The following is a 25,998-nucleotide window of genomic DNA, read 5'->3' on the forward strand; positions in this document are numbered from 1 at the left end:
CGCTTCCTTTAGGTGAACTAAGATACTTACATAATTAATTATGTCGAAGTTGTTGAATGTAGTTGATGTTACAGAGAAGTGGTGTACTTACTTAATAATAAGTTCGTTATCTGAAAAAAATCGCTCTAAAGCGTTATCAAGATTAGCGAGCAGGCCCCCCCGGTCACTTTTCAATACACTGTAAGAAGGGCGGAGTGCCTTCAATGCCATTTCATTTAGAGAAACCCTCGTAATGAGATTTGGATTATACGATCCCCTCATGGCGATTTCGCGGGCGAAGTCTGCCCAGCTAACTTCAGCATCATTAGCCAGATTCCATACACCGCATTCTCCGTCAAGCAGTAGGTCAAGGGCAGTATTCACCAAGTCAGGGACATAGGTGGGCGAGATGAAAACATCATCAATAGCATTCAAAGGCAGATTGTTCTGAAGAGAACTTAAAACATGTGAGGCAAAATTGTACTGATCCCATGGTCCAAAGAATGCACTTGTTCTGATTACCAATGCTGTTGGATCAAGCTTAAGAACCAATTCTTCTGCTTTCGCCTTGCTCTTGCCATAAATGCTCAAGGGTGAAACATCATCAGTTTCTACATAGGGACGTAATTTCTGTCCATCGAAGACAAGGTCTGAAGAGAAGGTAAGAAACCTCACACCATATTTACGACAGATTAAAGCCAGGTTTTCAGGCCCCGTGGTGTTTGCTCTGAAGCAGTTATCCTGATCGTCTTCCGCATCGTCCACTTTTACAAAACCAGCCGTATTAATTATTGCCCATGGCTTTCGTAATTTAATTATTTTTTCAACTTGTTGCAGGTTTTCAATATTCAACTCTTCCCTGCTTAGTAACTGGTGCGAAATTCCCCGAGATGAGCAAGCGCGGAAAAAGCCGTGGCCAAGGGTGCCGGTTTTTCCTGTAATCAATATTGGTGATGAATTGCCAACACTTTTAGGTGGTAAAAAATTTTTATGTTTAAAGGGATATAAAATTCTTTTGTCTGATTTCCACCATCCCTCATCTTCTAACACAGGGTGGTTAAATGAATGGCCTTTTGAATAGGATTGTATGATTTGGGTTAAGATAGTTGGCCGGGGAACCCCCGATCGGACATCAAATACGCCACTTTCATACTGACCATTTTCTTCGGTTAGAAGTTTATTCCAACCAAAGGAACCAAGCATTGCCCAAGCGGTAACTGCTTCAATTGCCACTCCTTCGTTTTTTAGTTCATTGGCAGAGATCCAAACAGAGTTAAACCACCTTAATTGTTCTTCACGGGTGCAATGTAAATGCACTTCCGTAATTGCTATGGGCATTTTGAAATAATTCCACGCTTCTTCGAGTAAGCCTTTGAGACCCAAAACTCCTAAATGGTCAGTTCTAACAGCCTCTACATCCGCATACTGATGATGAAAGTTAGCACCATGAGTATGGGTGGGATAATTATCCAGGTTTTCATCAAGATATCGTTCAGACGTTAGATAGTGATTAAATCCAATGGTATCCGGTACACAGGCATATTTAATAAAATAAAAGAGATCATCCTTTTTAGCTCCGGAATTTAATAAATACTGCCACAGCGGATGCACAGGGGTTACCCGACCACAAATGAGATCAAAAGACAGCCATCGGCGCTGATTTTCGAAGTCCGCCTGGTATTTCAACATCGGTGTGCTGTAGGTTTTACCGAGATCTTCAGTTTGTATTAATTTAGCTTCAGGATTAATCTTTCTGATCTCCTGCATGGCCATGATTGTTGCTTTGGACTCATTTATCAGAATCTTAACAAAGCTTTTATCATCTTTTTTATGTGGATGCCAGATTCCATATAGTCCACAAAAACGTGCGGTAGTAAGGGGTTCGTTTATGGGCGTGTAGTATTCAATCCATGGAAATTTTGTTGCAACCTTTGATGCATAATCACTGAGTGACTTCGGAAATGAATCCTCAAAAATGTTTGAATATCGCGGCCCGCTCCCGTGATGCACCAGACCGGCAATCGGTGAAATACCGAGTTGTTTGAGTCGGTTCAGTTTGTCCTCCACACAACTCCAGTCAATTTCGATATCAGCCTCAGGCTGCAATTTCTCCCATAAAATAGGGTATCGCATCCGGGTTATTCCCAAGCTGGCAAAAAGATTAATATCTTCGTCACGCTCGTAATGACCAGTATAATTTAGCTGATCAAAATAGGCATCAGAAACCCGATTATAAGTACATTCTATTCCCCCCCAAACTTCAATTTTTCGATTTAAGGATGTTCTTTTCATCAGAAGTAGGTTTAGAAATTTCGTGATTCAAAATCTTCTTGAAAGTAGAAAGGGCCTGGGCAACAACCTGGTCCATATTGTAGTATTTATAAGTTGCCAGACGTCCAACAAAATAGGTATTTGATAGTTGGTCCGCCAGCGCTTGATATTTTTTATATAACAAGCCATTTTCAGGCTTGGGGATCGGATAATATGGATCACCTTCCGCCTTAGGAAATTCATAAACAATCGATGTCTTTGGATTTTTCTGACCAGTTAAGTATTTAAATTCAGTGATACGGGTAAAGCCGTAATCGTTAGGATAATTAACGGTACCCGTGGGCTGAAACCCTTCCTTATCTAAAGTTTCAAACTTGAATTCAATAGAACGATAAGGCAATTTCCCATAACAGTAATTGAAATATTCATCTACCGGCCCGGTGAAGATCAATTTTTTATAACTGATTTCATCCATAATTTCCTGGTAATTCGTATTTAGCATAATCTTAATGTTTGGATGTGCAAGCATCTTTTCAAACATTTTAGTATAACCATGCAAAGGCATACTCTGGTAGGTATCTGTGAAATACCGGTCATCCTTATTTGTGCGGGTAGGTACTCTGGCGGTTACCGAAGCATCAAGCTCGGAAGGATCAAGTTCCCACATCTTACGGGTATATCCTTTAAAAAACTTTTCGTAAAGCTCTCTTCCCACCTTACTTACCACCACATCCTCTGATGTAGTGATCTTTTTTATATCCTCTGCACGTGAAGCGAAAAAATCTTCGACATCTGAACTGCTAAGGTTAAGACCATAAAGGCTATTAATTGTATTAAGATTGATAGGCATTGGTACCATTTGTCCATCAACACTTGCCAGAACCTTGTGCTGGTAATTATGCCATTCAGTAAATTTCGATAGGTATTCAAATACGTCTTTACTATTGGTGTGGAATATATGTGGTCCGTACTTGTGTACCAATATGCCATCCTCATTATAATAATCATAAGCGTTGCCTGCGATATGATTACGTTTGTCAATAATCAAAACTTTTTTATTTGCAACGCGTGCTAATCTTTCTGCCAATACGCTTCCCGCATACCCCGCACCCACTATAAGATAATCGAACATAGTTATTTTGTTGAGACAGTTATTTGATTCACTTGCGCTGTTTTTAAAAGCGTTAATTCCATTTGGAAGAGCATTTTTGAACATGTCAGATCCCAGGAGCTCTGCATTAAAAAATCGTCAACTTCTTCCTGCCAACACTTTTTATCAGTATTTAATTGTTTGTCGATTGCTGTTACAAACTCTATGGCAGTACTCGCAATATGAACCAGATTCTTATCTCCATATGGTCGAACCACATCTTTAATTGGGGTTGATACAACCGGAATTCCGGCAGCCAGATATTCCGGAGTTTTTGTTGGACTAATAAATTGAGTTGATTCATTTATCAAAAAAGGAATTAACGCAATGTCCCAGCCCGATAAATATTCCGGAAGCTCCAGATACGTTTTGGAGCCCAGGTAATGAATATTTTCTGCCTTTGGCAGAATGTCAGGGTCAATTTTCACCACCGGACCAATTAACATAAACTGCCAGTCAGGACGTATTTCAGACATTTCAGCGATCAAATCGATATCGAATCGTTCGTCGATTACACCGAAAAAACCAATTCTCGGTTTTGAGATGTCAATCTGATCTTTTGGCGATTTTTTGTATGTACGGGCCTTTTCAAAATGATGTTTGTCGATACTGCTTGGAAACGGGAAGATATTAGAATGTTGGTGCTGCTTTGCCTCGAATAACGACTGGCCGCCTGTAAAGACAACGTCAGCTTTAGCCAAAAGTTCCTTCTCAAGTTCCTTTATTGCCGATGGCGCGAATTTAAACGCAGAAAGTTCGTCCATACAATCATATATTACAATTGCAGGTTTAAACTCCCGGGAAAATTCCAAAGCCATTGGTGTATAATACCAGAAAGCAAAATCATTCAAATTTTTTGTGTGATAGAACTCACTCAATAATTGTTTTTGAGTTTCGATAATCTCAGTATAGGTCAGTCCTTCAGGCAGATGCGGAGTTAGAACCCATAAGTTTTCTTCCTTTAACGATTTAGCGAGATAAGCGATCGCCGTATTTTCAAACACTGGTTCCTCAAGGAAGTATACATTAAAAATTTTTGCAAACCGTGTTAAAAGATGCTGCGGTCTTTGAAAAACGAAATCCCAGCGTAAATGTGAAAAACAAAAAATGTTAGAGGGTAAGATTCTTTTCGTAGCAGGTCGTGTGCTAATTTTATTAACACTTGTTAGCTTTTTATCCATAATTAGTAGGTAGTTGTAGAATTATAACAATAGAAACCTATAAATCGTTTGGCTAAACGGTGTTGGTTATTGGACAATCACGTGTTTATCTACAAAAAAAAAGCCTTTACCAAGGTGGTATAGGCAGTTTCATCTTTATGTTAAAATCAAAACCACGTATTTTCCGCGTGCGAATTACCTGGTTTTCAGCAAGTTTTAAGTGTAATAGTGAACCTAAAATGCCCTCTCTTAGATATGATTAAAGGAAATTTCGGCGATTAGGAGGGCGCTTCTTCTTCCCAGATCATAGCAAGGTGAATAATTGTTTCGACAGCTTTATTCATATCCTGGACGGATACCCACTCATGCTTACCATGAAAAGCGTGCTCGCCTGCAAAAATGTTCGGACAGGGTAAACCCATAAACGACAACCGTGAGCCATCAGTACCACCGCGAATACTACGCAGATTTGGCTCTAGCCCGGCCCTTTTGATTGCTCTCTTTCCGTAATCAATTATTTGCGGATAGCGGTTTAGTATCGACTTCATGTTTCGATACTGTGGGGTAATATTAAGTTTATAAGTGGAGTTAGGATATTGGGATATAACCTGTTTTGCTATCTCATTGATAATCTGTTCGTTGGTGTAAAGGCCTTCCTCTTTAAAATCGCGAATAATAAATTCTATTCTTGCTTCTTCAACATTGCCATTTATCCCCGTTGGATGAATAAACCCATCTCGGTCCCAGGTGCTTTCCGGAGATAGGTTTTCCTTTGGAAGCGAAGCAACAATTTCCGATGCTATTTTGATGGCGCTTTCCATTTTCCCTTTCGCAAATCCGGGATGTGAGCTAACGCCTTTTATTGTAAGAACTGCACCATCTGCAGAAAAAGTCTCATCTTCTATCGAGCCGGCCGCTTCGCCATCAACGGTATATCCGAAGTCAGCACCTAGCTTTTGCAGATCTGCTTTATCTACGCCTCTGCCGATTTCTTCATCTGGAGTAAACAAGATCTTAATTGCGCCATGCTTGATTTGGGGATTGTCGATAAAATATTTCGCCATCGCCATTATTTCGGCGATTCCCGCCTTGTTATCCGCTCCTAGTAAGGTCGTACCACTAGCGGTGATGATATCATTTCCTAACTGATTTTTCAAGTCGGGATGATCGCACATTCTGATGATTTGGTTGGGGTCGTCAGGCAGAACAAGGTCCTGGCCCTGGTAATTCTTATGGACCAAGGGCTTAACGTTCTCACCGCTGCAATCGGGAGAGGTATCCATATGGGAGCAAAAACAAATTACCGGGACTTCTTTTATTGAATTAGAAGGAATGGTGCCATACACGTAACCATGTTCATCGATGTGAGCGTCGGCTATCCCAATCTCAACCAGTTCCTTTACCAATAAACGTCCCAGGTCTTTTTGCTTTTCAGTAGAAGGGCAGGTATCAGAGGAGGCGTCAGACTGTGTATCTATCCGAACGTATCTAAGAAAGCGGTCCGCGGCTGAAAATGAATTGTAATCACTATGCATAAAAACTTGTTTGAAAATGTATATTTATTGCAGATCTATTTCACCTGCAAAGGTACAGCCGGTTTTTTTATAATTTTAAGGCTTTAATTTAATATTAACGGTTTGAAAAAGTTTGTATTTTTTTTGTTTGCCTTATTCCAATTCTCCAATACTTTTTCGCAGTATAATTTTCACCGTTTTAGTGTTGGCTTGGGCGCGGGTCCTAATAGACCGTTTTCTGACGTTTATACAAACAGGACTGGTCCGGCAGCAACACTTTACTCCGACTTCTATTTAACCCCCTTTATTGTGCTTGGTGCTGAAGGACAATTCGGCAAACTCACAGGTGGTAACCGCTTGACTGATCCACATCTGCGTGAATTTGAAAATACTTATAAAGCTTTAATCTTCAACATGAAGTTTTCATTAGGGGAACTTCTGAATTACAATCGGCGGAGCATCTTAAATACTTTTAAGGGCCTTTATGTTGGTTCGGGCGGTGGTTTTATTTTTAATAACATGACTTTTGTTACGCGAATTAAGCCTGATGGTCTCCCCAATCAATATACTTTTCCAGGCGATGACTCTGGAGTTAACCTTGTTGTGCCGGCGATGGCAGGTATTGGTTTTAACATTGTGGATGACTGGGGTGAAACACGATACATACTCAGCGCGGGTTATCAGATGAATCTAACCTTTGGTGAGGGAATGGATGGATTTAACGACCCGCCTGAGAAATTTGAGAATAATTATAACGATATGTATAGCTATGCCACTTTAAGCCTTAAGTACTGCTTTGGTCGCAAGGGCGTGCATTATCGACCGTTCAGGTACTAATGAATATAGAATTACTTCGTGATTACTGTCTGACCAAAGCAGGAGTCGCCGAAACGTTGCCTTTCGGACCAGATACTCTTGTCTTCAAAGTATTAGATAAGATGTTCCTTTTGATTGGTCTTAACAATCCGGATAGTTTTAATGTTAAGTGTGACCCGGAAAAAGCTGTACGACTTCGCGAAGAATATGAAGAAGTGCAGCCCGGCTATCATATGAATAAAACTCATTGGAACAGTGTCTACATCAAGGGGAGGTTGACGGAGCCACAGCTAAAAGAGATGATTGATCACTCTTATGATTTGGTTGTATCAAGTCTTTCAAAAAATAAGCAGAACTTATTAAAAAGTTATGGAATGGGAAGAAGTTAATACCGATGAAGGCGGATCAGCCTTGGTTAAAGAGTTCAAATTTAGGGATTTCGTAAACGCATGGGCCTTTATGAATTCTGTAGCTTTACTGGCAGAAAAGATGGATCACCATCCCAATTGGACAAATGTTTATAATGAGGTAACCATTCGATTGTCAACTCACTCAGAGGGTAACAAAATTACTGACAAAGACCGCAAACTTGCTGCGCAAATAGATAAGCTGGGCCTTGGATAATATATTTGCCAGATCAGCAAAAGCAGATAAATGAAAAACCTAGTACTACTTCTATTTTTTATGCAATCCCTGAACCATCTTGCTTCTGCTCAGTTAACTCCCTTCGAAAAAAGTAAAGATGGAAACAGCACTGCTCAATATTCGGAAGTTATCTCTTTTTATGAAGCTTTAGACGCTAAATACTCCCAGGTAAAAATGCTTACATGCGGCTTAACAGACATTGGCAAGCCGCTCAACCTGGTCGTATTGTCCAGACATAAAATATTTGATCCGGCGCTTATCCGCAAACAAAATAAACGCGTCTTATTAATCAATAACGGCATACACCCTGGTGAACCGGAAGGTATTGATGCTACTATGATGCTTGCCCGGGATCTGCTTGAAAAGGATCAGCTTCCAGAAGATGTCGTGATATGTATCATTCCGGTATACAACATTGATGGAAGTTTAAACAGAGGTATATCTCGAATCAATCAGAACGGGCCTGAAAGTTATGGCTTCAGAGGAAACTATCAAAATCTGGATCTTAACCGGGATTTCATCAAAGGCGATTCAAAAAATTCTCAAAGTTTTCAGGAGATATTCAGTGCCTGGAAACCAGAGGTATTTGTTGACAATCATACCAGCAACGGGGCAGATTATCAATACATTATCACCCTGATACCCACACAGAAGAATAAGCTTCAACCACTATTGGCAGATTACCTGAGCAATAAAATGCTTCCGGATTTGTACTCTGGCATGAAAGCGGCCGGTTACCCCCTAACTCCTTATGTTAATAGTATAGATGAAACGCCCGATTCGGGTATCGTGGGCTTTCTGGAAACCGCCAGGTACAGTACCGGTTATGCAGCTTTACATAATGCTATCGGCTTTATGCCTGAAACCCATATGCTGAAGCCCTATAAACAGCGTGTCGAGTCAACCTATGAGTTTATGCGGCAAGTGATCAATATTGTTCAGAAAGACGCTAATCTAATAGGTGAAAATAAGGAGAAAGCTGATGAGCTTATAAGAACACAAACCCGTTTCCCCCTTAGATGGCAGCTAGATAAACGTAAGTTCGAATTGTTCAGCTTTAAAGGCTACGAGGCGAGATACAAACTAAGCGAAGTAAGCGGGTTCAGCAGATTATATTATGACCGAAATTCGCCGTTCGAAAGAGATATAAAAGTTTGGGATAAATACGTTGCAAATGTTGAAGTCGAAAAACCACTTGCTTATTTAATACCCCAGGCCTGGGAGAAGGTAATAAGTCTCCTAAGATTAAACGGGGTGGAAATGCGACGGCTTCGAGAGGACACTACCCTTGATCTTGAGATGTATTACATTGCCGATTACAAAACTGTACAGCGGCCTTATGAAGGACACTATATTCATAGCGATGTGAAGGTTCTCCCGAAATTACAACGAGTTAACTATTATAGCGGCGATTATTTGGTCTACGTGAATCAGCCGCAGAACCGCTATATTGTTGAAACACTTGAACCCGAGGGTGTAGATTCTTTTTTTGCATGGAATTTCTTTGATTCTGTGCTCGGACAGAAAGAGCATTTTTCTGCATATGTCTTCGAGGATGAAGCGGCTTCCCTGATTAATAATGACAAACAGTTATCGAAACTATTCCAGGAAGAAAAGCTTGAAGATCCGGAGTTATTTAAAACTGCTTCAGCAGCATTGGATTGGGTGTACAGACATTCTGATTACTACGAAAAAACACACTTACGCTATCCTGTTGGGCGTTTAATAAATAATACCAAACTAGACCTTAAATAATGGAAAGCTTTATAACCGATACCCCTGTTGCGACTGCCATCTTCCTGTTTACCATTATTACCAGCTTGTACGCTTTTTCTAATGCCACGGTCTATGGTAAGTTTATGCTTCATCCATATAGTGTGAGTCGCGGGGAGCGATTGTACTCATTAATTACCAGCGGTTTAATTCATAAAGACTGGGGCCACTTATTCGTAAATATGCTTTCTTATTTCTTCTTTGCATTCCCTCTCGAAAAAACCTTTGCATCCTTAAGTAGTTGGGGGCATGTGCAGTTTGGAATATTATATCTGGTAAGCATCATCTTAAGTGACATCACCTCTATCATGAAACACAAAGATCACTTTTGGTTTAATAGCCTTGGTGCTTCAGGTGCTGTTTGTGCGGTGGTATTCAGTTACATTTTGTTCTATCCGCTTAATAAGATGATCATTCTGCCTATACCTTTTCCTATTCCGGCAGTTCTTTACGGATTTTTATTTTTAGGATATTGCTGGTATGCAGCGCGTAACTCAAGGGATGCCATTAACCACGACGCCCATTTTTATGGAGCTTTAACGGGAGTACTTCTCACCATAATCTTTTATCCCGATATAGCAGGATATTTTGTAAACCAACTCACAGGCCGGGTATAGAGATTTTAGAAAGCGTTTTTACCGGCTAACTTATCGAGTGTCTTGATTTCCCGTTCGCGAAGATCGGCATTGCCATTCTTCACATCCTGAAGTAGATTCTTGCTTCGCCTAAATATTTCCGACCAAAGGGACGGTCATGTTTAATAATATCACAAGCATTATCAATCAGATCAGCATATTTAATTGTTTGAGCAGTAGCAATGGCTTTTGAAAGCCTTATAGTGTCGAGTTCTTTGCGGCTTTTCCGATATGTTTATATCAAAAAAACTATCCAAACCTTAATGCAGATGAGCATCACTCGCTCAGGATGAACAATATACCTTTCAGATGTATACTTTCGCATTTGTTCACCATGTGCTTCATCGGCGAAATTCTTCATTTAAAGGAGCAAGTCTTCCATATTTTATATCACATATCGTATGATCTGTAGTTTAAAACTATTCATTTTACCCTAATAATTAGTGAAGCTAGCTTGTTTGCCACGAAATAAGTCTAGTTTAGGGTATATTTTATTCTCATTATGAGCACCACTTCGAAGCTTAGCCAGTCATTAGGATTACGATATGTTATTGTAGTAGTCATTGCAAATATTATTGGTTCGGGAGTATATAAAAAGATTGCCCCAATGTCGGCAGAGCTAGGATCCTCTGGCTGGGTGTTGATCGCATGGGCTGTCGCCGGAATTATTACGCTATTAGGTGCCCTTTGCAATGCGGAGGTGGCCGGATTGCTCGCTGACACGGGTGGCGAATACGCTTACTACAAAAAGATCTACAATAAATTTTTTGCCTTTATGTTTGGTTGGTCGCTATTTACAGTGATCCAGACTGCAGCTATTGCTTCGATAGCTTACGTGTTTGCACAGTCTTTTGACAGTATTGTTAATCTGCCGGAAATTTTCGAAACCTATAAGGACGTAAGCATTGCAGGAGTGTTTTACCCATTTATGGGCTTTTCGGTTAAATTGACGGCTATACTGCTCATTATCTTCCTGACCTGGGTAAATACGAGAGGAATAAAAACGGGAGTTGGCGTAAGCAATGCTATTCTACTAATGGTTTTTGCCGGTATCGGACTGATTGTTTTTTTCGGCTTAAGCAGTAATTCAGCTGTTGTTTCACAAAGTGTTCAAATGAGTACTGCTACTGGTTCGCCGGTTACGATCAGTGCCTTATTCACTGCTATGCTTGCTGCCTTCTGGGCGTATCAGGGTTGGTATTCTATTGGGTTTATAGGGGGTGAAATCAAGGATGCTAAACATACTCTACCTAAAGGCGTTGTTATCGGGGTTTTTATTGTGATTGGCGTTTATCTTCTTGCTAACGCTACCTACCTGTCTGTTTTATCAATTCCTGCGCTCACCGAAATATACCAGGCGGGGAATCAAATCGCTGCAGTTGAAGCAGTACGGACTTTTTGGGGAACTAGTGGTGTGATGTTCATCTCTGTGCTAATCCTTGTTACCACTTTGGGATGTACCAATGCAAGCATATTAACAGGTGCACGACCCTATTATGCCATGGCAAAAGAAGGAATGTTTTTCTCTGGTGCTGCAAAACTTAATAGTAAACATGTTCCGTCCAATTCCCTCAAGTTCCAATGCGTTTGGGCTTCAGTGCTCGTACTTTCAGGCAGTTTTGATCAACTTACTGACATGCTGATTTTTGCAGTTTTCATATATTATGGTGCTACAGCCTTAGGAGTTTTTATTCTTCGGCGTACAATGCCTGATGCCGAAAGGCCATATAAAGTGTGGGGATACCCTATAGTTCCGGGCATCTTCATCTTATTCTGCGCAGGCTTGTTTTTCAATACATTTATTACAAGACCACGCGAAGCGTCCATTGGACTGGTACTTATGCTAACCGGGGTGCCGATGTATTTTTGGTTTAAAAGAAAAGTCAGGAATAAAATAGTGCCGGCTAACGAAAGCATTTCTTAGGTTCACGTACGCTTCGCGAACGTTTTCGTTTCATTAGCCGGCATGGATGCATCATATAGGCAGTTTGCGAATTCAGGGTTTTAATTTGTAATGACTTTCGTAGTTACCGTTTTTTGTGGTGTGATAAAGTGAATAAAATAAACACCGGGTGAAAGGTTTAAGCTATTAATCTCAAATCGATTTAGTTCATTAGCCAGTGTTGGCCCTTCATAAAGATTTTTAATTTTTACTCCGTTTACATTATAAACGTCTAAATAGACCTTTTCCTCATTCTTTGGCGTACTAAACTCGGCTGTGGCGTATTTCGCAAAAGGGTTGGGATAAACAGAAAGCTTTATATCCTGGTTCAGTGTTTTTTGACTGCTATTTAGCAAGTTCATCTCAGAAATTGCAGATATGTTAGCGAGAGGCTGAGCCGAAGTTCCATAAATCGCAGTGTAGTTTCCATCTTTTCCATCAAAGAACGCATACTCAATCCCCTTTATGGTTTCCTTAGTAAATGGAACCGTAGCAGTTCCTTTAAGGATCATACTAAGTTCCTTTGTTAATGTTCTCAACGGAAGCATGCCCTTTAAATTACGCGACCCATCTGCAGCTATTAAATCGAAATTCAGCTCATTGTTATTCCACGTAAGAGTTTTAAACGCTGAATTATTACGCCCATCCAGCCAGGTTAATAACTGTTTAGCAGAAATCACCGGGATCCCTCTCGCAACTGCTGAGTTAATGATCGCCTCAGAGCCTGTGGAAGTTCCATTGTCTGTATGCATGTTCGCACAAAAAGTACCATAGAATCCCTCCGGACCTTTAGCTTTATCAAGTAATGAACTAATAAAAACGGAGTAATTGCTAATATCTGATTCGTCAGTAACCTGGGTGGTTACCTGGTAACAATCAATTATGTTACCATTCAGATCCGCAAAACGCATAGGTAGACCTGACCCGGTAAACATTCCCGCACGGCTTTGAACCCATGATCCTGGCCAATAATAGTAATTTGCATCTACTCTTACCCCTTTGGATGCTTCATTTTTGGGTTGACTAGTCCAGTCAGTCCATGGTAAACAATGCGTTCGGTTGCTTACAGCCGCATTCAGTGCTGGGAAGGTTGTGCTTATGTCGTTCCACTGCTCATTCCAGAAATTCAACCAGGAAGTTTCTGTAAAGGGTCCGCAATCTGTATATAGATGCAGTGCAATTTCGAAACCATCTGCCTGGAATGCATTAATTTGACTATTAGTTATTGGGGTGTAAGGATAGATATAGGAGGTGCTTCGGATAGCTATCCAATCGGCCACTGCGTCAGCGGTGTTGGAGGTGCTTATCGATTTGTAGTGATTGAATCGCGCTATCGTTCCTGCGTTAGCATGGTCGTCGCCAGTCATTACCACAGCAGCTTTCAAACCTTTTGGAAGATACCAAAAACGAGGGAGAGGTTTGCGGTCCAAATTTCCTTGAATGATAATATTTGCAAGTAATCGTTGTTGTTCATCCGCCTGAGGTATGGCAACTTTCTTAAAATCAATCCAATCCGGTTTTCTATCAAAAGATGCATTCCCATAATATAAATCGTTAGAGCGGACAGGTGCAAGGCCATCCCGGTCTTGTCCTTCCCAGGCCGGATTTCCTTGCCTGGTATAAACAATTGAACGGGCAAGGTCATAAGTAAATGCAACTGCCTGACCCCCATTTACGCCCACATTTCTACTTGTCACGGCCGGGTTGGTCGTTGCAGTATTTACTGTTGAATACAAAGTTGCCAGAGCTGTCGCTCCGCTCAAAGTGTACAGATCTGCAGTGCCGTGATATTGAATGGTTTCGTTGACGATCCCCATTCCAGGCCCCGCTGCCGTGTTCACCAACAAATATTGATTGGCTGCGGTTCCAGTAGTGCGGGTGATACCCAATAGTGAAGCCAATTTTACATCAGGTCTGAATGAAATAAAAGTTCCGCCACCATTGACCCAATCAGTCAGCATTGTCACTTGCGACAATGTTAAAGGTTGCTCTCCCAAAATCACAACATCATATTCACTCAGAACCAAAGGAGTTACAGCTGAAATATCCAACGCCTTAAACTCATTTAGTCCTTCAGCTCTCAAAATTTCAACAGAATAGCGGCTAAAAGGATTAGAAGCGGAGCTAATTACGAGGATTGGCCCACCAGGCCCTTCTGCAGGAGGAAGTGGAGGAGCTTGACTGGTTTTAAAAGTCCAGGCAAAGTCTGCCATCATATTGCCTGCCTGATCTCGAATTCCTTTAAGTGTGGCCACGTAATCCGTAGAGTATTCGAGTGGGGAAGAAGGACTTAAGGTGGCCGTTCTTGAAGTTGATGAATAACTTACGACGGCTGAAACTGTCTGACCCGAGGTATTGTTTAGTTTAAACGATAAATTACTAACAGTTCCCTCGTCTATTGCTTCACTAAACGTAGCCAAAACATCAGAGGAGATAGATATTCCGGTGGCCTGATTTGACGGCGATGTCGAAGTTACTGTGGGAGATTTGACATCGGGGCCTAAAATAGTTTCAAATACAATATCCACCCAATAGTTTGTAGAATTAAAGGTGAATGATGGGAACGTTGATGCAGAAGAATAAGAAAATACTCCATTTGGACCGTCACTACCGTCTTGTAGTGCCACCACCGGATCGGTGCCTGACCCTGAGGTGGCAAAGTAGTTTCCATCAAATGAATAATTCCCTGTTGGGGTAAAATAGGAAGCTATATAAGTAGTCCCTTTGGTTATTGCAACTGGTGTATTAAATAGCACCTCCTGCCAGCCGGATGAAGTTTCTGTCGAAAAGGTTACCCGGGCAAGGTTTGTACCATTGCGAGACCATAGATTGCCAATATGTGTACCTGTGTTATTTAGATTTTTGTAGAATCTAATTCCGGTAATAAAGCCATCTGTTGAAGCCTGGAATTTTACTCCTAATTCCACTGGCTCTGTATCGTTAGCGGGCAGGCTGCCAGGTATTGTAGTTGCAGGCCAAATTGAGAACCTACTAGTTTGAGGGCCACCACTAATAGTGGTAAAAGTCCACACATAATCGGTGGCCATTGCATTTCCACTGATAGCTTTTATTCTTGGATCAGTAGTCCCCCCTTTCAATGTTGCTGTATATACCGACGAATTAGCAAGCGCAGTAGAAGGCATAAATGTTGCGGTTCTGGTCTCCGGATCGTAGGTTATCGTTCCAGGGATTGCAGTGTTGCTGGAATTCCTTAGTGTAAATGTGCTGGTAGTCAAAGTTGCCGAATTGATGTCATGATTGAAGGTCGCATTTACTGAGGCCGTTGTTAAAACCCCTGTTGCTCCATTGGAGGGATTATTTCCAATCACTACAAGCGCCGGTGCATCTACAACTGCGAAACTCCATACATAATCAGCGGCCAATGCATGACCGTTTATATCTTCAATACGTGGATTGATTGAACCACCTTTTAATGTCGCAGTATAAACCGTTGAATAATCCAGTGGCTCAGACGGCGTTAATGTGGCTGTTCTGCTAATTGAATTGTAGTCTATTATTGAAGGAATTAGCGTATTGTTCGAACTTCTCAATTCAAAAGTATTGTTGGTTATCGTTGCCGGATCGATCTGGAGATCGAATACAGCGGTCACCGTCGTAGTCCGGGAGATACCGGTAGTTCCATTCTCTGGCGTATTCGCTATTACCACCGGCGCAACCAGGGCAGCAGTGGTAAAACTCCAACTAAAGTTTGCTGCAAGAGCATTTCCGGCCAGATCCTTAATACGTGGATCTGAAAGACCTCCTTTAAGCGTTGCTGTATAAACCGTTGAACTAGCCAGAGCGGTTGCTGGTGTCAAGGTAGCAGTACCAGTTCCTGAAGCATACGTTAGAGTTCCGGGAATAACGGTATTACTGGCATTCCTTAATTCAAAAGTGGAACTGGTTAAGGTAGCTTCGTCAATTTCATTGTTAAAAGTGGCAGATATGTCTGTAGTCGTCAGGACGTTAGTGGCCCCACTTTGAGGGGTATTCGCTGTCACCATCAAGGGGGTGGTCGCAACGGTGGTGAAACTCCAGACAAAATCTGCTGCAAGTGGGTTGCCTGCAAGATCTTTAACCCGCGGATCTGTGGCACCTCCTTTCAGTGTTGCCGTGTATTCCATTGAATTAGCTAGCGTGGCGGAAGGTGCTAATGTTGCTGTTCTGGTGGATGGGTTATAGCTTATCGTAGCCGGAATAATTGCATTGCTGGCGTTTTTTAATTCGAAAGTGGCATTTGTTAAGGTTGCCGGGTCAATTGCCAGATCAAAAGTGGCGGTTAAATTTGCCGTTGTTAAAATACCTGTAGCCCCATTTGCTGGTGTATTAGCGACTATCAAGGGCGCAATCACGGGAGCAGTGGTAAAACTCCAGGTAAAGTTAGCTGCCAAGGCAGTCCCGGCCAGATCCTTAATGCGTGGATCTGAGAGACCTCCTTTAAGAGTTGCTGTATACACAGTTGAATTAGCCAGAGGCGCGGATGGTGTTAACGTGGTAATACCCGTTGCTGAAGAATATGTTAAAGTTCCTGGAATAATGGTATTGCTGGCATTCCTTAATTCAAAAGTGGAACTGGTTAAGGTGCTTCCGTCAATTTCATTATTAAAAGTGGCAGTTATATTTGCAGTTATAAGGACGCCGGTGGAAGCGTTTTGAGGGGTAGTAGCTGTTACTGTCAGGGGAGTGGGGGCAACGGTAGTGAAACTCCAAATGAAATCGGCTGCAAGCGGGTTACCCGCGAGATCTTTAATCCGCGGATCTGTGGCACCTCCTTTCAGTGTTGCCGTGTATTGCATTGAATAAGCCAGGGCGGCGGAGGGTGCCAACGTTGCTGTTCTGGTAGATGTGTTATAGCTTATGGTAGCCGGAATAACTGCATTGCTGGCATTTCTTAATTCGAAAGTAGTATTTGTTAAGGTTGCCGTGTCAATTTCCAGATCAAAAGTGGCGGTTAAACTTGCCGTTGTTAAAATGCCTGTCGATCCATTTTGAGGGGAGGTTGCGGTTACCTTAGGGGTGATGGCTGCCGCGGTAGTGAAGCTCCAGCTATAATTGGTGCTTAATGTATTGCCGGCCAGATCTTTGATTTGTGGATTTATAGAACCACCTCGAAGAGTTGCCGTATATACCGTCGAATTAGCCAAAGCAGCAGAAGGTGTCAGGATTACGGTTCTTGTTGCAGAATTATAGGTTATCGCTCCCGGTATGACGGTATTAGCGGCATTTCTTAATTCAAAAGTACTACTGTTTAATGTAGTTGGGTCGATACCTTCACTAAAGGTCGCGGTTATAGTGGAAGTGGTACTTACCGATGTTGCTCCTGCCAGGGGAGTTGTGGCAGTCACTCTTGGTGGATTATTATCTACAAAAAGAACATCTACCCAATAATTACTTGATTTATCCGGTGAGTTCGGAAAAATACTGTTAGCTGAGTATCTGTAGATTCCATTTGGTCCATCAACGCCCTGCGCTAACGCTTGCAGATAAGGTGTGGTCACATTGCTCGTAAAAAAATTTTCACTGATTGCATAACGACCTGTATTTGTGTGATAGGATGCAACATATGTGGTGCCGGCTGTGATAGCGACCGGGGCGCTGAATTGAACTTCCTGCCATCCGGAAGCAGATTCGCCGATAAAAGTAGCTCGTGCCAGATTTGTTCCCGTCCGGGACCATAATGTTGCCACATGTTCTCCGGTGTTCGTGGCGCTCTTATAAAACCGGATACCCGTTATCAGACCATCAACGGAAGCTCTGAATTTCACTCCGAGTTCTACGGCTCTTGTTTCCGGATCTGTAGCTGGCAATGGTACTGGTGTTGTTGTTGGATCCCATATTGAAAAGGGACCGACTAAAGTCTGCTGGCTGGAAGTCGTGAAGCTTGTGACAATATTTGCAGGTAACGCATTTCCAGCCTGACCTTTAATGCCTGTGTCACCTCCTTTTAGCGTAAACGTGTATGCCGTAGAAACTTCTAATGGAATAGATGGTGTCAAAGTTGTACTCAAAGTTGAACTGTTATATGCGATAGAGGCCTGAACTAGTCCACCGGACGAATTCCTGAGTTCAACTGTGTTGGCATTGATGGTGATTGGATCTAAAGGCTGATTAAAAAATGTCCTGACAATAGAATTTGTCAATACGCCGGTAGCCAGGTTAGCCGGTGAGGTAGAAGTCACTACCAGAGGTGTCGGATTTTCAGTCGTGAAGCTCCAGGAATAATCTGCTGCCATTGCATTCCCGGCGGCATCTTTAATTCTTGGATCAATCGTGCCCCCTTTAAGTGTGGCTGTATATACAGTTGAATAGGAGAGCGCTGTCGAAGGAGTAAGAGTTGCGACACGGGTAGTTGAATTATAGGTAACTTCACCCGGAACAATTGTGTTACTTGAATTCCGGAGTTCAAAGGTGGTGTTATTAAGCGTTCCCTGATCTATTGCTTCACTGAAAGTTGTCGTGAGCGATGACAGCCTGCTCACGCTAGAAGCCCCATTAGCGGGAGTACTAGCAGTTACAGTGGGCGGGGTGGTGTCAGGAGCAATACTGGTCGTAAAAACTACATCCACCCAATAATTGCTTGATTTTGTAGACGAGTTTGGAAATATGCTATTTGCTCCATAACGGTACACGCCGTTGCCCCCATCGACCCCACTTGCCAGAGCTTGTAAAACCGGGTTTACTCCGATGTTCGTTGTGAAATAATTTTCATTTATTGAATATCGGCCGACATTTGCATGATAAGAAGCTACATAGGTAGTGCCTGCAGTAATGGCTACAGGAGAACTGAATAATACCTGTTGCCAGCCGGTACTGGTTTCTGAAATGAATGTTGCCCTTGCCAAAACCGTACCTGTTCTTGACCATAAAGTTCCTACATGTGTGCCGCTATTATTTGGACCTTTGTAAAACCTGATACCAGTAACAAATCCGTTTACTGCAGCTCGAAATTTTACACCGAGTTCTGTAGATTTCCTGTCAGGATCAGATATCGTTCCAGGGGTAGTGGTTGCACTCCAGATTGAAATATTTTCGTTTTGAGCTCTTGCTTTTGTTGGATTTAAAACATACATTAATAGGAATACAGTAAATATTCTGAAAATCAGCATTCCCGTCCTCTTCAAATGAGTCAGTTTTGTAAAAACTTCTGCTGGTTTCGAAAGAATGTTGGAAGAAATAAAATGCTTCCGATCGTAAAGGATAGAGTATTTTTTCATCACCGTAGATTTTAGGATATAAGCAAATAGTTCAGTTCCTGCAGAATATCAAGGGATGTCCAGGAGAAATATTAGATGTTGTAAAAGGGTTTTTAAAAACGAAAGTGAGGGAACTGTCTTATTTTAAATATAATATTATTTTTAAATAAAATAAACTAGTATGTAACACTATAGATCTCATAATCAAGAGACGGTATCGAAATCATCAACTTGCAATAGTTATCCCGAAATAAGCTGGCACGTCCTTGTTACTCTAGTTCAATTATTTTCCTGCTTTCAACTCCGCGTGAAGTTTTGAAATGAATGAAATAAATTCCCGCGGCCAGATTACCAGTATCTATTGGGAAACTATAAACTTGATTCGCTTTCGCAGCACCTTCATAAACACGGCTGGTTTTTCTTCCCATAGAATTATAGATATCCAGCATAACCTTTGGTTCTTGAGTTGGAACAACAAATTCTAGCCTTGCATTTCCAGAAAAAGGGTTTGGATAACATATCAACGATATCTTATTATTCTTAATCGCGTTTGCATCAGATATATTCATAAGATCCAACTTCTCCGGAGCTGTAGTTAATAGAGAGGAAGAGGCTAGTGTGGCCTGCAAAGGATTTGGAGTTGAATTAGTGGTGAATAGCACGTCAACCCAATAATTACTTGAATTGTAGGAAGATGATGGAAATGAACTGGATGAGGAATAATTATACACACCGTTCGAGCCATCAACACCTTCTGCCAGTGCCTGGAGATTTCCGGAAACTATTCCGCCTGCTGCAAAATAATTTTCATTGACCGAATAGTTCCCTGTTGGAGTATGGTAAGAGGCAATATAAGTTGTACCTGCGGTAATGGCTACCGGTGTTGAGAAAAGAACTTGTTGCCATCCGGATGCTGTTTCTGCTGTGAAAGTTGCACGCGCAAGGTTTGTGCCTGTCCGTGACCATAAGTTAGCGGTATGAATACCTGTATTACTTTGACCTTTGTAAAAACGGATCCCGGTTATAAAGCCGTTAACCGACGCACGGAATTTCACTCCGAGTTCTACTGATGAGGGATCTGGTTCAGTGATAATAGCGGGCTGTACAGATGCATTCCAAATTGAAAAGGGACCTGTTTGAGAGCTGGCGGCAGCAGTAGTGAAACTCCAGACATAATTTGAAACTAAAGAAGTTCCTGCCAGATCTTTTATTCGGGGGTCTGTATTGCCTCCTCTCAGGGTTGCTGTATAAACTGTGGAGTTGGCCAGGTTTGATGATGGTGTTAAGGTAGCTGTCCGGCTTGTTGAGTTGTAAGTAAGGCTTCCTGCAACGAGCGTATTGGCAGCATTTCTTAATTCGAATGCTGTAGCAGTCAGGGTGGCCGGGTCAATGGCTTGGCTAAAGGTCGCTGTTATTGGAGTTGAAGTTAATATGCCGGTAGCATTATTGGCAGGGGTGTTCGAGGTTACGGTCAGCGGAGTGACCGCAACAGTAGTGAAATTCCAGGTATAATCAGCTGTCATAGAAGTTCCGGTTGCGGTTTTAATCCTTGGATCCGTTGCACCACCTCTGAGTGTCGACGTGTATACGGTCGAATTAGCTAACGCTGCAGTTGGCGTGAAGGTTGCCACTCGGGTTGTTGAATTATAATTCAGCGAGCCTGGAATGAGCGTATTGGCCGCGTTCCTCAATTCGAATGTCGTAGCGGTTAGGGTGGCCGCGTCAATGGCCTGGTTAAAGGTTGCAGTTACTGTAGTGGTTGTTAATACGCCGGTGGCTCCATTGGCCGGAGTATTTGCGGTAACGGTCAGCGGAGAGGCTGCAACGGTGGTGAAACTCCATATATAATCAGCAGCCATGGAAATTCCGGTTGCGGTTTTAATCCTTGGATCTGTTGCGCCGCCTCTGAGCGTTGCCGTATATACGGTCGAATTAGCTAACGCTGCAGTTGGCGTGAAGGTTGCCACTCGGGTTGTTGAATTATAATTCAGCGAGCCTGGAATGAGCGTATTGGCCGCGTTCCTCAATTCGAATGTCGTAGCGGTAAGGGTGGCCGCGTCAATGGCCTGGTTAAAGGTGGCAGTTACTGCAGTGCTTGTTAACACGCCGGTGGCTCCATTGGCCGGAGTATTTGCGGTTACGGTCAGCGGAGAGGCTGCAACGGTCGTGAAACTCCACACATAATCAGCAGCCATGGAAAGTCCGGTTGCGGTTTTAATCCTTGGATCTGTTGCGCCGCCTCTGAGCGTTGCCGTATATACGGTCGAATTAGCTAACGTCGCTGTCGGCGTGAAGGTTGCCACTCGGGTTGTTGGATTATAACTCAGCGAGCCTGGAATGAGCGTATTGGCCGCGTTCCTCAATTCGAATGTCGTAGCGGTAAGGGTGGCCGCATCAATGGCCTGGTTAAAGGTGGCAGTTACTGCAGTGCTTGTTAATACGCCGGTGGCTCCATCGGCCGGGGTGTTCGACGTTACGGTCAGCGGAGTGGCTGCCGCGGTTGTAAAATTCCAGGTAAAATCAGCTCCCAGGGCGTTATCCGCAAGATCCTTAATTCGGGGATCGGTAGCGCCTCCTTTCAGCGTGGCGGTATACACGGTGGAATTAGACAGAGCAGCAGCAGGCGTTAAGGTAGCGGTTCTGGTAGTAGAATTATAGCTGACTGTGCCGGTGACGACCGTATTAGCAGCATTCCGTAATTCAAAGGTGGAACTGGTTAATGTGGCTGCGTTGATATCTTCATTGAAAGTTGCTGTGATAACCGAAGTGATACTAACTCCAGTAGCTGAACTAACGGGACTGGTAGCTGTTACGGTCGGCGGACTAGTGTCAGGTGCAGTGTTAGTGGTAAAGACTACATCAACCCAATAATTGCTTGATCTGGTAGACGAGGTTGGGAAAATGCTATTTGCGCCGTAACGGTAAACTCCATTTGGTCCGTCAACACCATTCGCGAGGGCCTGTAGGGTTGGACTAAGGCCAACGTTCGTAGTAAAATAGTTCGAATTTATCGAGTAGCGCCCAGTCTTTGTATGGTAAGAAGCAACATAAGTTGTTCCTGCGTTAATGGCAATTGGAGTATTAAACAATACCTGTTGCCAGCCTGATGATGTTTCACTGGTAAAAGTAGCTCGGCCGAGTACTGTTCCGGTCCGCGACCATAGAGTGCCTACATGGTTACCTGTATTGGTTGTGCTCTTGTAATACCGTATTCCGGTTATAAAACCATTGACCGATGCTCTAAATTTTACACCTACTTCAATCGCTTTTTTATCAGGATCGGCGATGATCGCAGGACTGGTTGTTGCGCTCCATATAGTGAAAGGACCAGTTTGAGAGTTGCCTGACACGGTGGTGAAACTCCACACATAATCAGCAGCCATGGAAATTCCGGTTGCGGTTTTAATCCTTGGATCTGTTGCACCGCCTCTGAGCGTTGCTGTATATACGGTCGAATTAGCTAACGTCGCTGTCGGCGTGAAGGTTGCTACTCGGGTTGTTGAATTATAATTCAGCGAGCCTGGAATGAGCGTATTGGCCGCGTTCCTCAATTCGAATGTCGTAGCGGTAAGGGTGGCCGCGTCAATGGCCTGGTTAAAGGTGGCAGTTACTGCAGTGCTTGTTAACACGCCGGTGGCTCCATTGGCCGGAGTATTTGCGGTTACGGTCAGCGGAGAGGCTGCAACGGTCGTGAAACTCCACACATAATCAGCAGCCATGGAAAGTCCTGTTGCGGTTTTAATCCTTGGATCTGTTGCGCCGCCTCTGAGCGTTGCCGTATATACGGTCGAATTAGCTAACGTCGCTGTCGGCGTGAAGGTTGCCACTCGGGTTGTTGGATTATAACTCAGCGAGCCTGGAATGAGCGTATTGGCCGCGTTCCTCAATTCGAATGTCGTAGCGGTAAGGGTGGCCGCATCAATGGCCTGGTTAAAGGTGGCAGTTACTGCAGTGCTTGTTAATACGCCGGTGGCTCCATCGGCCGGGGTGTTCGACGTTACGGTCAGCGGAGTGGCTGCCGCGGTTGTAAAATTCCAGGTAAAATCAGCTCCCAGGGCGTTATCCGCAAGATCCTTAATTCGGGGATCGGTAGCGCCTCCTTTCAGCGTGGCGGTATACACGGTGGAATTAGACAGAGCAGCAGCAGGCGTTAAGGTAGCGGTTCTGGTAGTAGAATTATAGCTGACTGTGCCGGTGACGACCGTATTAGCAGCATTCCGTAATTCAAAGGTGGAACTGGTTAATGTGGCTGCGTTGATATCTTCATTGAAAGTTGCTGTGATAACCGAAGTGATACTAACTCCAGTAGCTGAACTAACGGGACTGGTAGCTGTTACGGTCGGCGGGCTAGTGTCAGGTGCAGTGTTAGTGGTAAAGACTACATCAACCCAATAATTGCTTGACGAGAAAGAGGAATTAGGAAATATGGTGTTCGAGGAGTAATTATAAACACCATTCGGCCCGTCCACCCCATTGCCCAGAGCTTGCACGTAAGGAGTGATTCCGGTTGTGGACGTGAAATAGTTTTCATTAACGGAATAATGACCTGTTGGGGTATGGTAAGAAGCAACATAGGTTGTCCCTGCAATAATAGCCACCGGAGTAGAGAAGAGCACTTGCTGCCATCCGGAAGCCGTTTCCATTGTAAAAGTAGCTCTTGCAAGGTTAGCTCCGGTGAGAGACCATAAATTAGCGATATGCGTACCTGTATTTGCTGAACTTTTGTAGAAACGAACTCCTGTAATAAAGCCATTAACCGATGAGCGGAACTTAACCCCGAGTTCTATTGCTTCAGCGTCAGGGTCATCAGGTACTGCAGGAATTGTATTCGCACTCCAGATAGTGAATGGTCCAATCTGGGATGAACCGGTAACATTTACTGTTATTGCATTTGTAGCCGGGGCGGTGCCTTCGGGTTCTGTATTCCCGCTATTATCTATTCCTCGCGACTTTAGAATGAAACTGCCATTAAAAGCTGGAGTCCAGGAATAAGCCCAGTTTGTAGTTCCGTTTGCTCTTTGCCAGGTAGCCCCCCCGTCTGTTGATACATCGACCCCGGTGACAGTTCCTCCACCCAGATCTGTAGCTGTCCCGCTGATGGAAACAGCACTTCCTGCGGTCACTGTGGCCCCGATCGCAGGAAAGTTGATCGAAGTGGTTGGCGCCTGAGTATCTGAAGGGGAGCTATCGCTAACTAAATCAGACTGCAATGACCCCGCGACTACCCCCATATCCCAGAAAAGGTTGGCTGTTGCCTGCTGCATATCTCTGCTGGGAGCCGCACTACCCCTGTCGTGGACATTGTCTAATCCCCATGACCACTGTACGGTGCCGGCACCGAATACTTTGGCACCACTTGCATGTGTATATAATGAAAGCTCATGAATTTTGCCGGCAAGGTTGGTGCTGGAAAGAACTTGTCGTCCCGAAGGATAACTGCTGGAATAGGCAGATTCTCTGCCATCCCATTCATAACCGAGGGTGCCGTTCGGAAAGGTAGCTGACTGGCCATTGGCAATACTTGTATGTCGCCAAAATGGTGCTGTTCGGAAAGTTGAAGGTACGGTTATACTGCCGGTGGCGTCTACCCAGCTAATTTGTCCGGTAAGTGCATTCTCGGGTCTGCAACCATCTGCATTGGGATAGTCACAGCCATCCCGCCATAGGCCAGTCCACGTATTCGCCAGGGGGTCACATTTACCACCGCAGACATTTTCTCCAAGTGTTCCTTCCTTATAACAAACCAGCGTTCTGTAAGGCGTATTCGTTCCATCTATACTATTTTCCCATCTTGTTTTCCAATAGATTTCATTCCCACTAAGGAAAGCGAGATGAACCCCCTGACCCCGGGCATTTTCAAATCTCGTCCTGGCTGATTGTGACCAGTATTCGTCATGGCCAACAGATAATAATACTTTATGCTTCGATGGTGTAATAGGTGTCGCATCTCTGCTCATATCAACATCAGTAGTATAGCTCACATCGTAACCATTTCTTTCCAGCCAACGAATCATCGGGTACTCGGCATTGAAAAGCCAGTCTTCCATTGCACCACCGCCGCCGCCGCCGTTCCGGGTAATAAAAGGTCGGTTATAACTGACTTTGACAGCATGCCCTCCAGGGTATGAGGTAGAACCAACATAAAGACTGTTTCCACCGTAAACATTGTACGCCTGCCATGTAGCATCAGATGTTTTAAAAAGCAAATTTGAATTGGCGTTATCATCTCTTACGACAAAAGCGATGTGACTTGAACCATTATTATCAGACCGGGTGAGTTTTGCTAAATACAGTCCCGAAACTGCGGTCGCAGGTACAGCCCAGCTTGCCGATTCAACCCAATTGCCACAGTCAACGAGTCCGGTAGAAGAATTAGATACAGGGGACGGCTGCACCCTACCGGTAAAATTTCCAAGGTCTGTAATTAATCGTGCTCCGCTTCCACCGTAGTAACCAAGGCGGTAAATTCTTATTCTAAAGGTAACAGCCCCAGTTACATTAATCTTAAATCTAACAGTGTTTCCTTTGTTTACACTCATGTCGGTGGCGAATCCCTGAATATTAAGGTCTCCGGCACCATTAATATCCCATTCAGCCTTGGGGTTTCCAGGCAAAAGATTCTCCTGCACAATAGGATTTTGTGCAGAAACCTGTTCGGTGCTCACCATCAATATTAAGAAGCAGGTTAAATAAATGAGTAACATGCTTAAAATATTTCGATGGGAAGTAATCGATGTCCATCTGGTATTTTGTGGCAGAAGAAAGTCTGCAGGGAGGATTTTACTCCCGATCTGAAAGGTACCTTTGAATATCATGTGAACACGTTTTTAGGTAAATACTCGGTGCTATCAGGCACTCTGATAAAATATCGCAAATGGGTATTCTAGTCTTAATTATTGTTGGATAACGACCTAAATAAA

At 43.3% G+C, this 25,998-nt stretch carries 12 protein-coding genes; 6 read left to right on the forward strand and 6 right to left on the reverse strand.

What is annotated here, in order from left to right; genetic code table 11:
- Nucleotides 1-87: 87 nt before the first annotated feature.
- From AC1MCB_RS16465 to pepT, 4 genes are all read right to left on the reverse strand, one after another.
- Nucleotides 88-2,271, reverse strand: a complete 2,184-nt coding sequence (locus AC1MCB_RS16465) for a family 1 glycosylhydrolase (RefSeq protein ID WP_479965807.1) — start codon at nt 2,269-2,271, stop codon at nt 88-90.
- Nucleotides 2,240-3,382, reverse strand: a complete 1,143-nt coding sequence (gene glf, locus AC1MCB_RS16470) for a UDP-galactopyranose mutase (protein ID WP_479965808.1) — start codon at nt 3,380-3,382, stop codon at nt 2,240-2,242. The genes AC1MCB_RS16465 and glf overlap by 32 nt, the downstream gene beginning before the upstream one ends.
- Before the next feature lie 2 nt (nt 3,383-3,384).
- Nucleotides 3,385-4,404 (reverse strand): glycosyltransferase, encoded by a 1,020-nt coding sequence (locus AC1MCB_RS16475; RefSeq protein ID WP_479965809.1) that lies wholly within the window; start codon nt 4,402-4,404, stop codon nt 3,385-3,387.
- A 434-nt stretch (nt 4,405-4,838) separates the two neighbouring features.
- Nucleotides 4,839-6,095 carry a peptidase T gene (gene pepT / locus AC1MCB_RS16480; RefSeq protein WP_479965810.1) on the reverse strand — a complete coding sequence of 419 codons (1,257 nt, stop codon included), beginning with the start codon at nt 6,093-6,095 and terminating at the stop codon, nt 4,839-4,841.
- A gap of 102 nt (nt 6,096-6,197) precedes the next feature.
- Between pepT and AC1MCB_RS16485 the strand changes: the two genes are divergently transcribed.
- The 6 genes from AC1MCB_RS16485 (at nt 6,198) to AC1MCB_RS16510 (ending at nt 11,867) form a co-directional block, all read left to right on the forward strand.
- Entirely contained in the window at nt 6,198-6,911 is a 714-nt protein-coding gene (locus tag AC1MCB_RS16485) for a hypothetical protein (protein WP_479965811.1), read from the forward strand.
- The gene (locus tag AC1MCB_RS16490) at nt 6,911-7,279 is read left to right on the forward strand and encodes an MmcQ/YjbR family DNA-binding protein (RefSeq protein ID WP_479965812.1); all 369 of its coding nucleotides are present in this window, start codon (nt 6,911-6,913) and stop codon (nt 7,277-7,279) included. Before AC1MCB_RS16485 ends, AC1MCB_RS16490 begins: the two co-directional genes overlap by 1 nt.
- Nucleotides 7,260-7,514 (forward strand): 4a-hydroxytetrahydrobiopterin dehydratase, encoded by a 255-nt coding sequence (locus tag AC1MCB_RS16495; RefSeq protein WP_479965813.1) that lies wholly within the window; start codon nt 7,260-7,262, stop codon nt 7,512-7,514. Before AC1MCB_RS16490 ends, AC1MCB_RS16495 begins: the two co-directional genes overlap by 20 nt.
- 30 nt (nt 7,515-7,544) lie before the next feature.
- The gene (locus AC1MCB_RS16500; RefSeq protein ID WP_479965814.1) at nt 7,545-9,290 is read left to right on the forward strand and encodes a M14 family metallopeptidase; all 1,746 of its coding nucleotides are present in this window, start codon (nt 7,545-7,547) and stop codon (nt 9,288-9,290) included.
- Entirely contained in the window at nt 9,290-9,925 is a 636-nt protein-coding gene (locus tag AC1MCB_RS16505) for a rhomboid family intramembrane serine protease (protein ID WP_479965815.1), read from the forward strand. The genes AC1MCB_RS16500 and AC1MCB_RS16505 overlap by 1 nt, the downstream gene beginning before the upstream one ends.
- Before the next feature lie 520 nt (nt 9,926-10,445).
- The gene (locus tag AC1MCB_RS16510) at nt 10,446-11,867 is read left to right on the forward strand and encodes an APC family permease (protein WP_479965816.1); all 1,422 of its coding nucleotides are present in this window, start codon (nt 10,446-10,448) and stop codon (nt 11,865-11,867) included.
- An 80-nt stretch (nt 11,868-11,947) separates the two neighbouring features.
- On the opposite strand, the gene AC1MCB_RS16515 is transcribed toward AC1MCB_RS16510, so the two are convergent.
- Nucleotides 11,948-19,099 (reverse strand): Ig-like domain-containing protein, encoded by a 7,152-nt coding sequence (locus AC1MCB_RS16515; protein WP_479965817.1) that lies wholly within the window; start codon nt 19,097-19,099, stop codon nt 11,948-11,950.
- A 248-nt stretch (nt 19,100-19,347) separates the two neighbouring features.
- Complete coding sequence (locus AC1MCB_RS16520) at nt 19,348-25,893, reverse strand: Ig-like domain-containing protein (protein WP_479965818.1); 6,546 nt, start codon at nt 25,891-25,893, stop codon at nt 19,348-19,350.
- Between the last annotated feature and the right edge of the window lie 105 nt (nt 25,894-25,998).

Source organism: Daejeonella sp. AP26 (assembly GCF_056680515.1).

Bases quoted from the DNA above. Each gene is read 5' to 3' on its own strand.
- AC1MCB_RS16465 (WP_479965807.1), bottom strand. From the start codon at position 2,271: ATGAAAAGAACATCCTTAAATCGAAAAATTGAAGTTTGGGGGGGAATA.
- glf (WP_479965808.1), bottom strand. From the start codon at position 3,382: ATGTTCGATTATCTTATAGTGGGTGCGGGGTATGCGGGAAGCGTATTG.
- pepT (WP_479965810.1), bottom strand. From the start codon at position 6,095: ATGCATAGTGATTACAATTCATTTTCAGCCGCGGACCGCTTTCTTAGA.
- AC1MCB_RS16490 (WP_479965812.1), top strand. From the start codon at position 6,911: ATGAATATAGAATTACTTCGTGATTACTGTCTGACCAAAGCAGGAGTC.
- AC1MCB_RS16495 (WP_479965813.1), top strand. From the start codon at position 7,260: ATGGAATGGGAAGAAGTTAATACCGATGAAGGCGGATCAGCCTTGGTT.
- AC1MCB_RS16500 (WP_479965814.1), top strand. From the start codon at position 7,545: ATGAAAAACCTAGTACTACTTCTATTTTTTATGCAATCCCTGAACCAT.
- AC1MCB_RS16505 (WP_479965815.1), top strand. From the start codon at position 9,290: ATGGAAAGCTTTATAACCGATACCCCTGTTGCGACTGCCATCTTCCTG.
- AC1MCB_RS16510 (WP_479965816.1), top strand. From the start codon at position 10,446: ATGAGCACCACTTCGAAGCTTAGCCAGTCATTAGGATTACGATATGTT.
- AC1MCB_RS16515 (WP_479965817.1), bottom strand. From the start codon at position 19,099: ATGAAAAAATACTCTATCCTTTACGATCGGAAGCATTTTATTTCTTCC.
- AC1MCB_RS16520 (WP_479965818.1), bottom strand. From the start codon at position 25,893: ATGATATTCAAAGGTACCTTTCAGATCGGGAGTAAAATCCTCCCTGCA.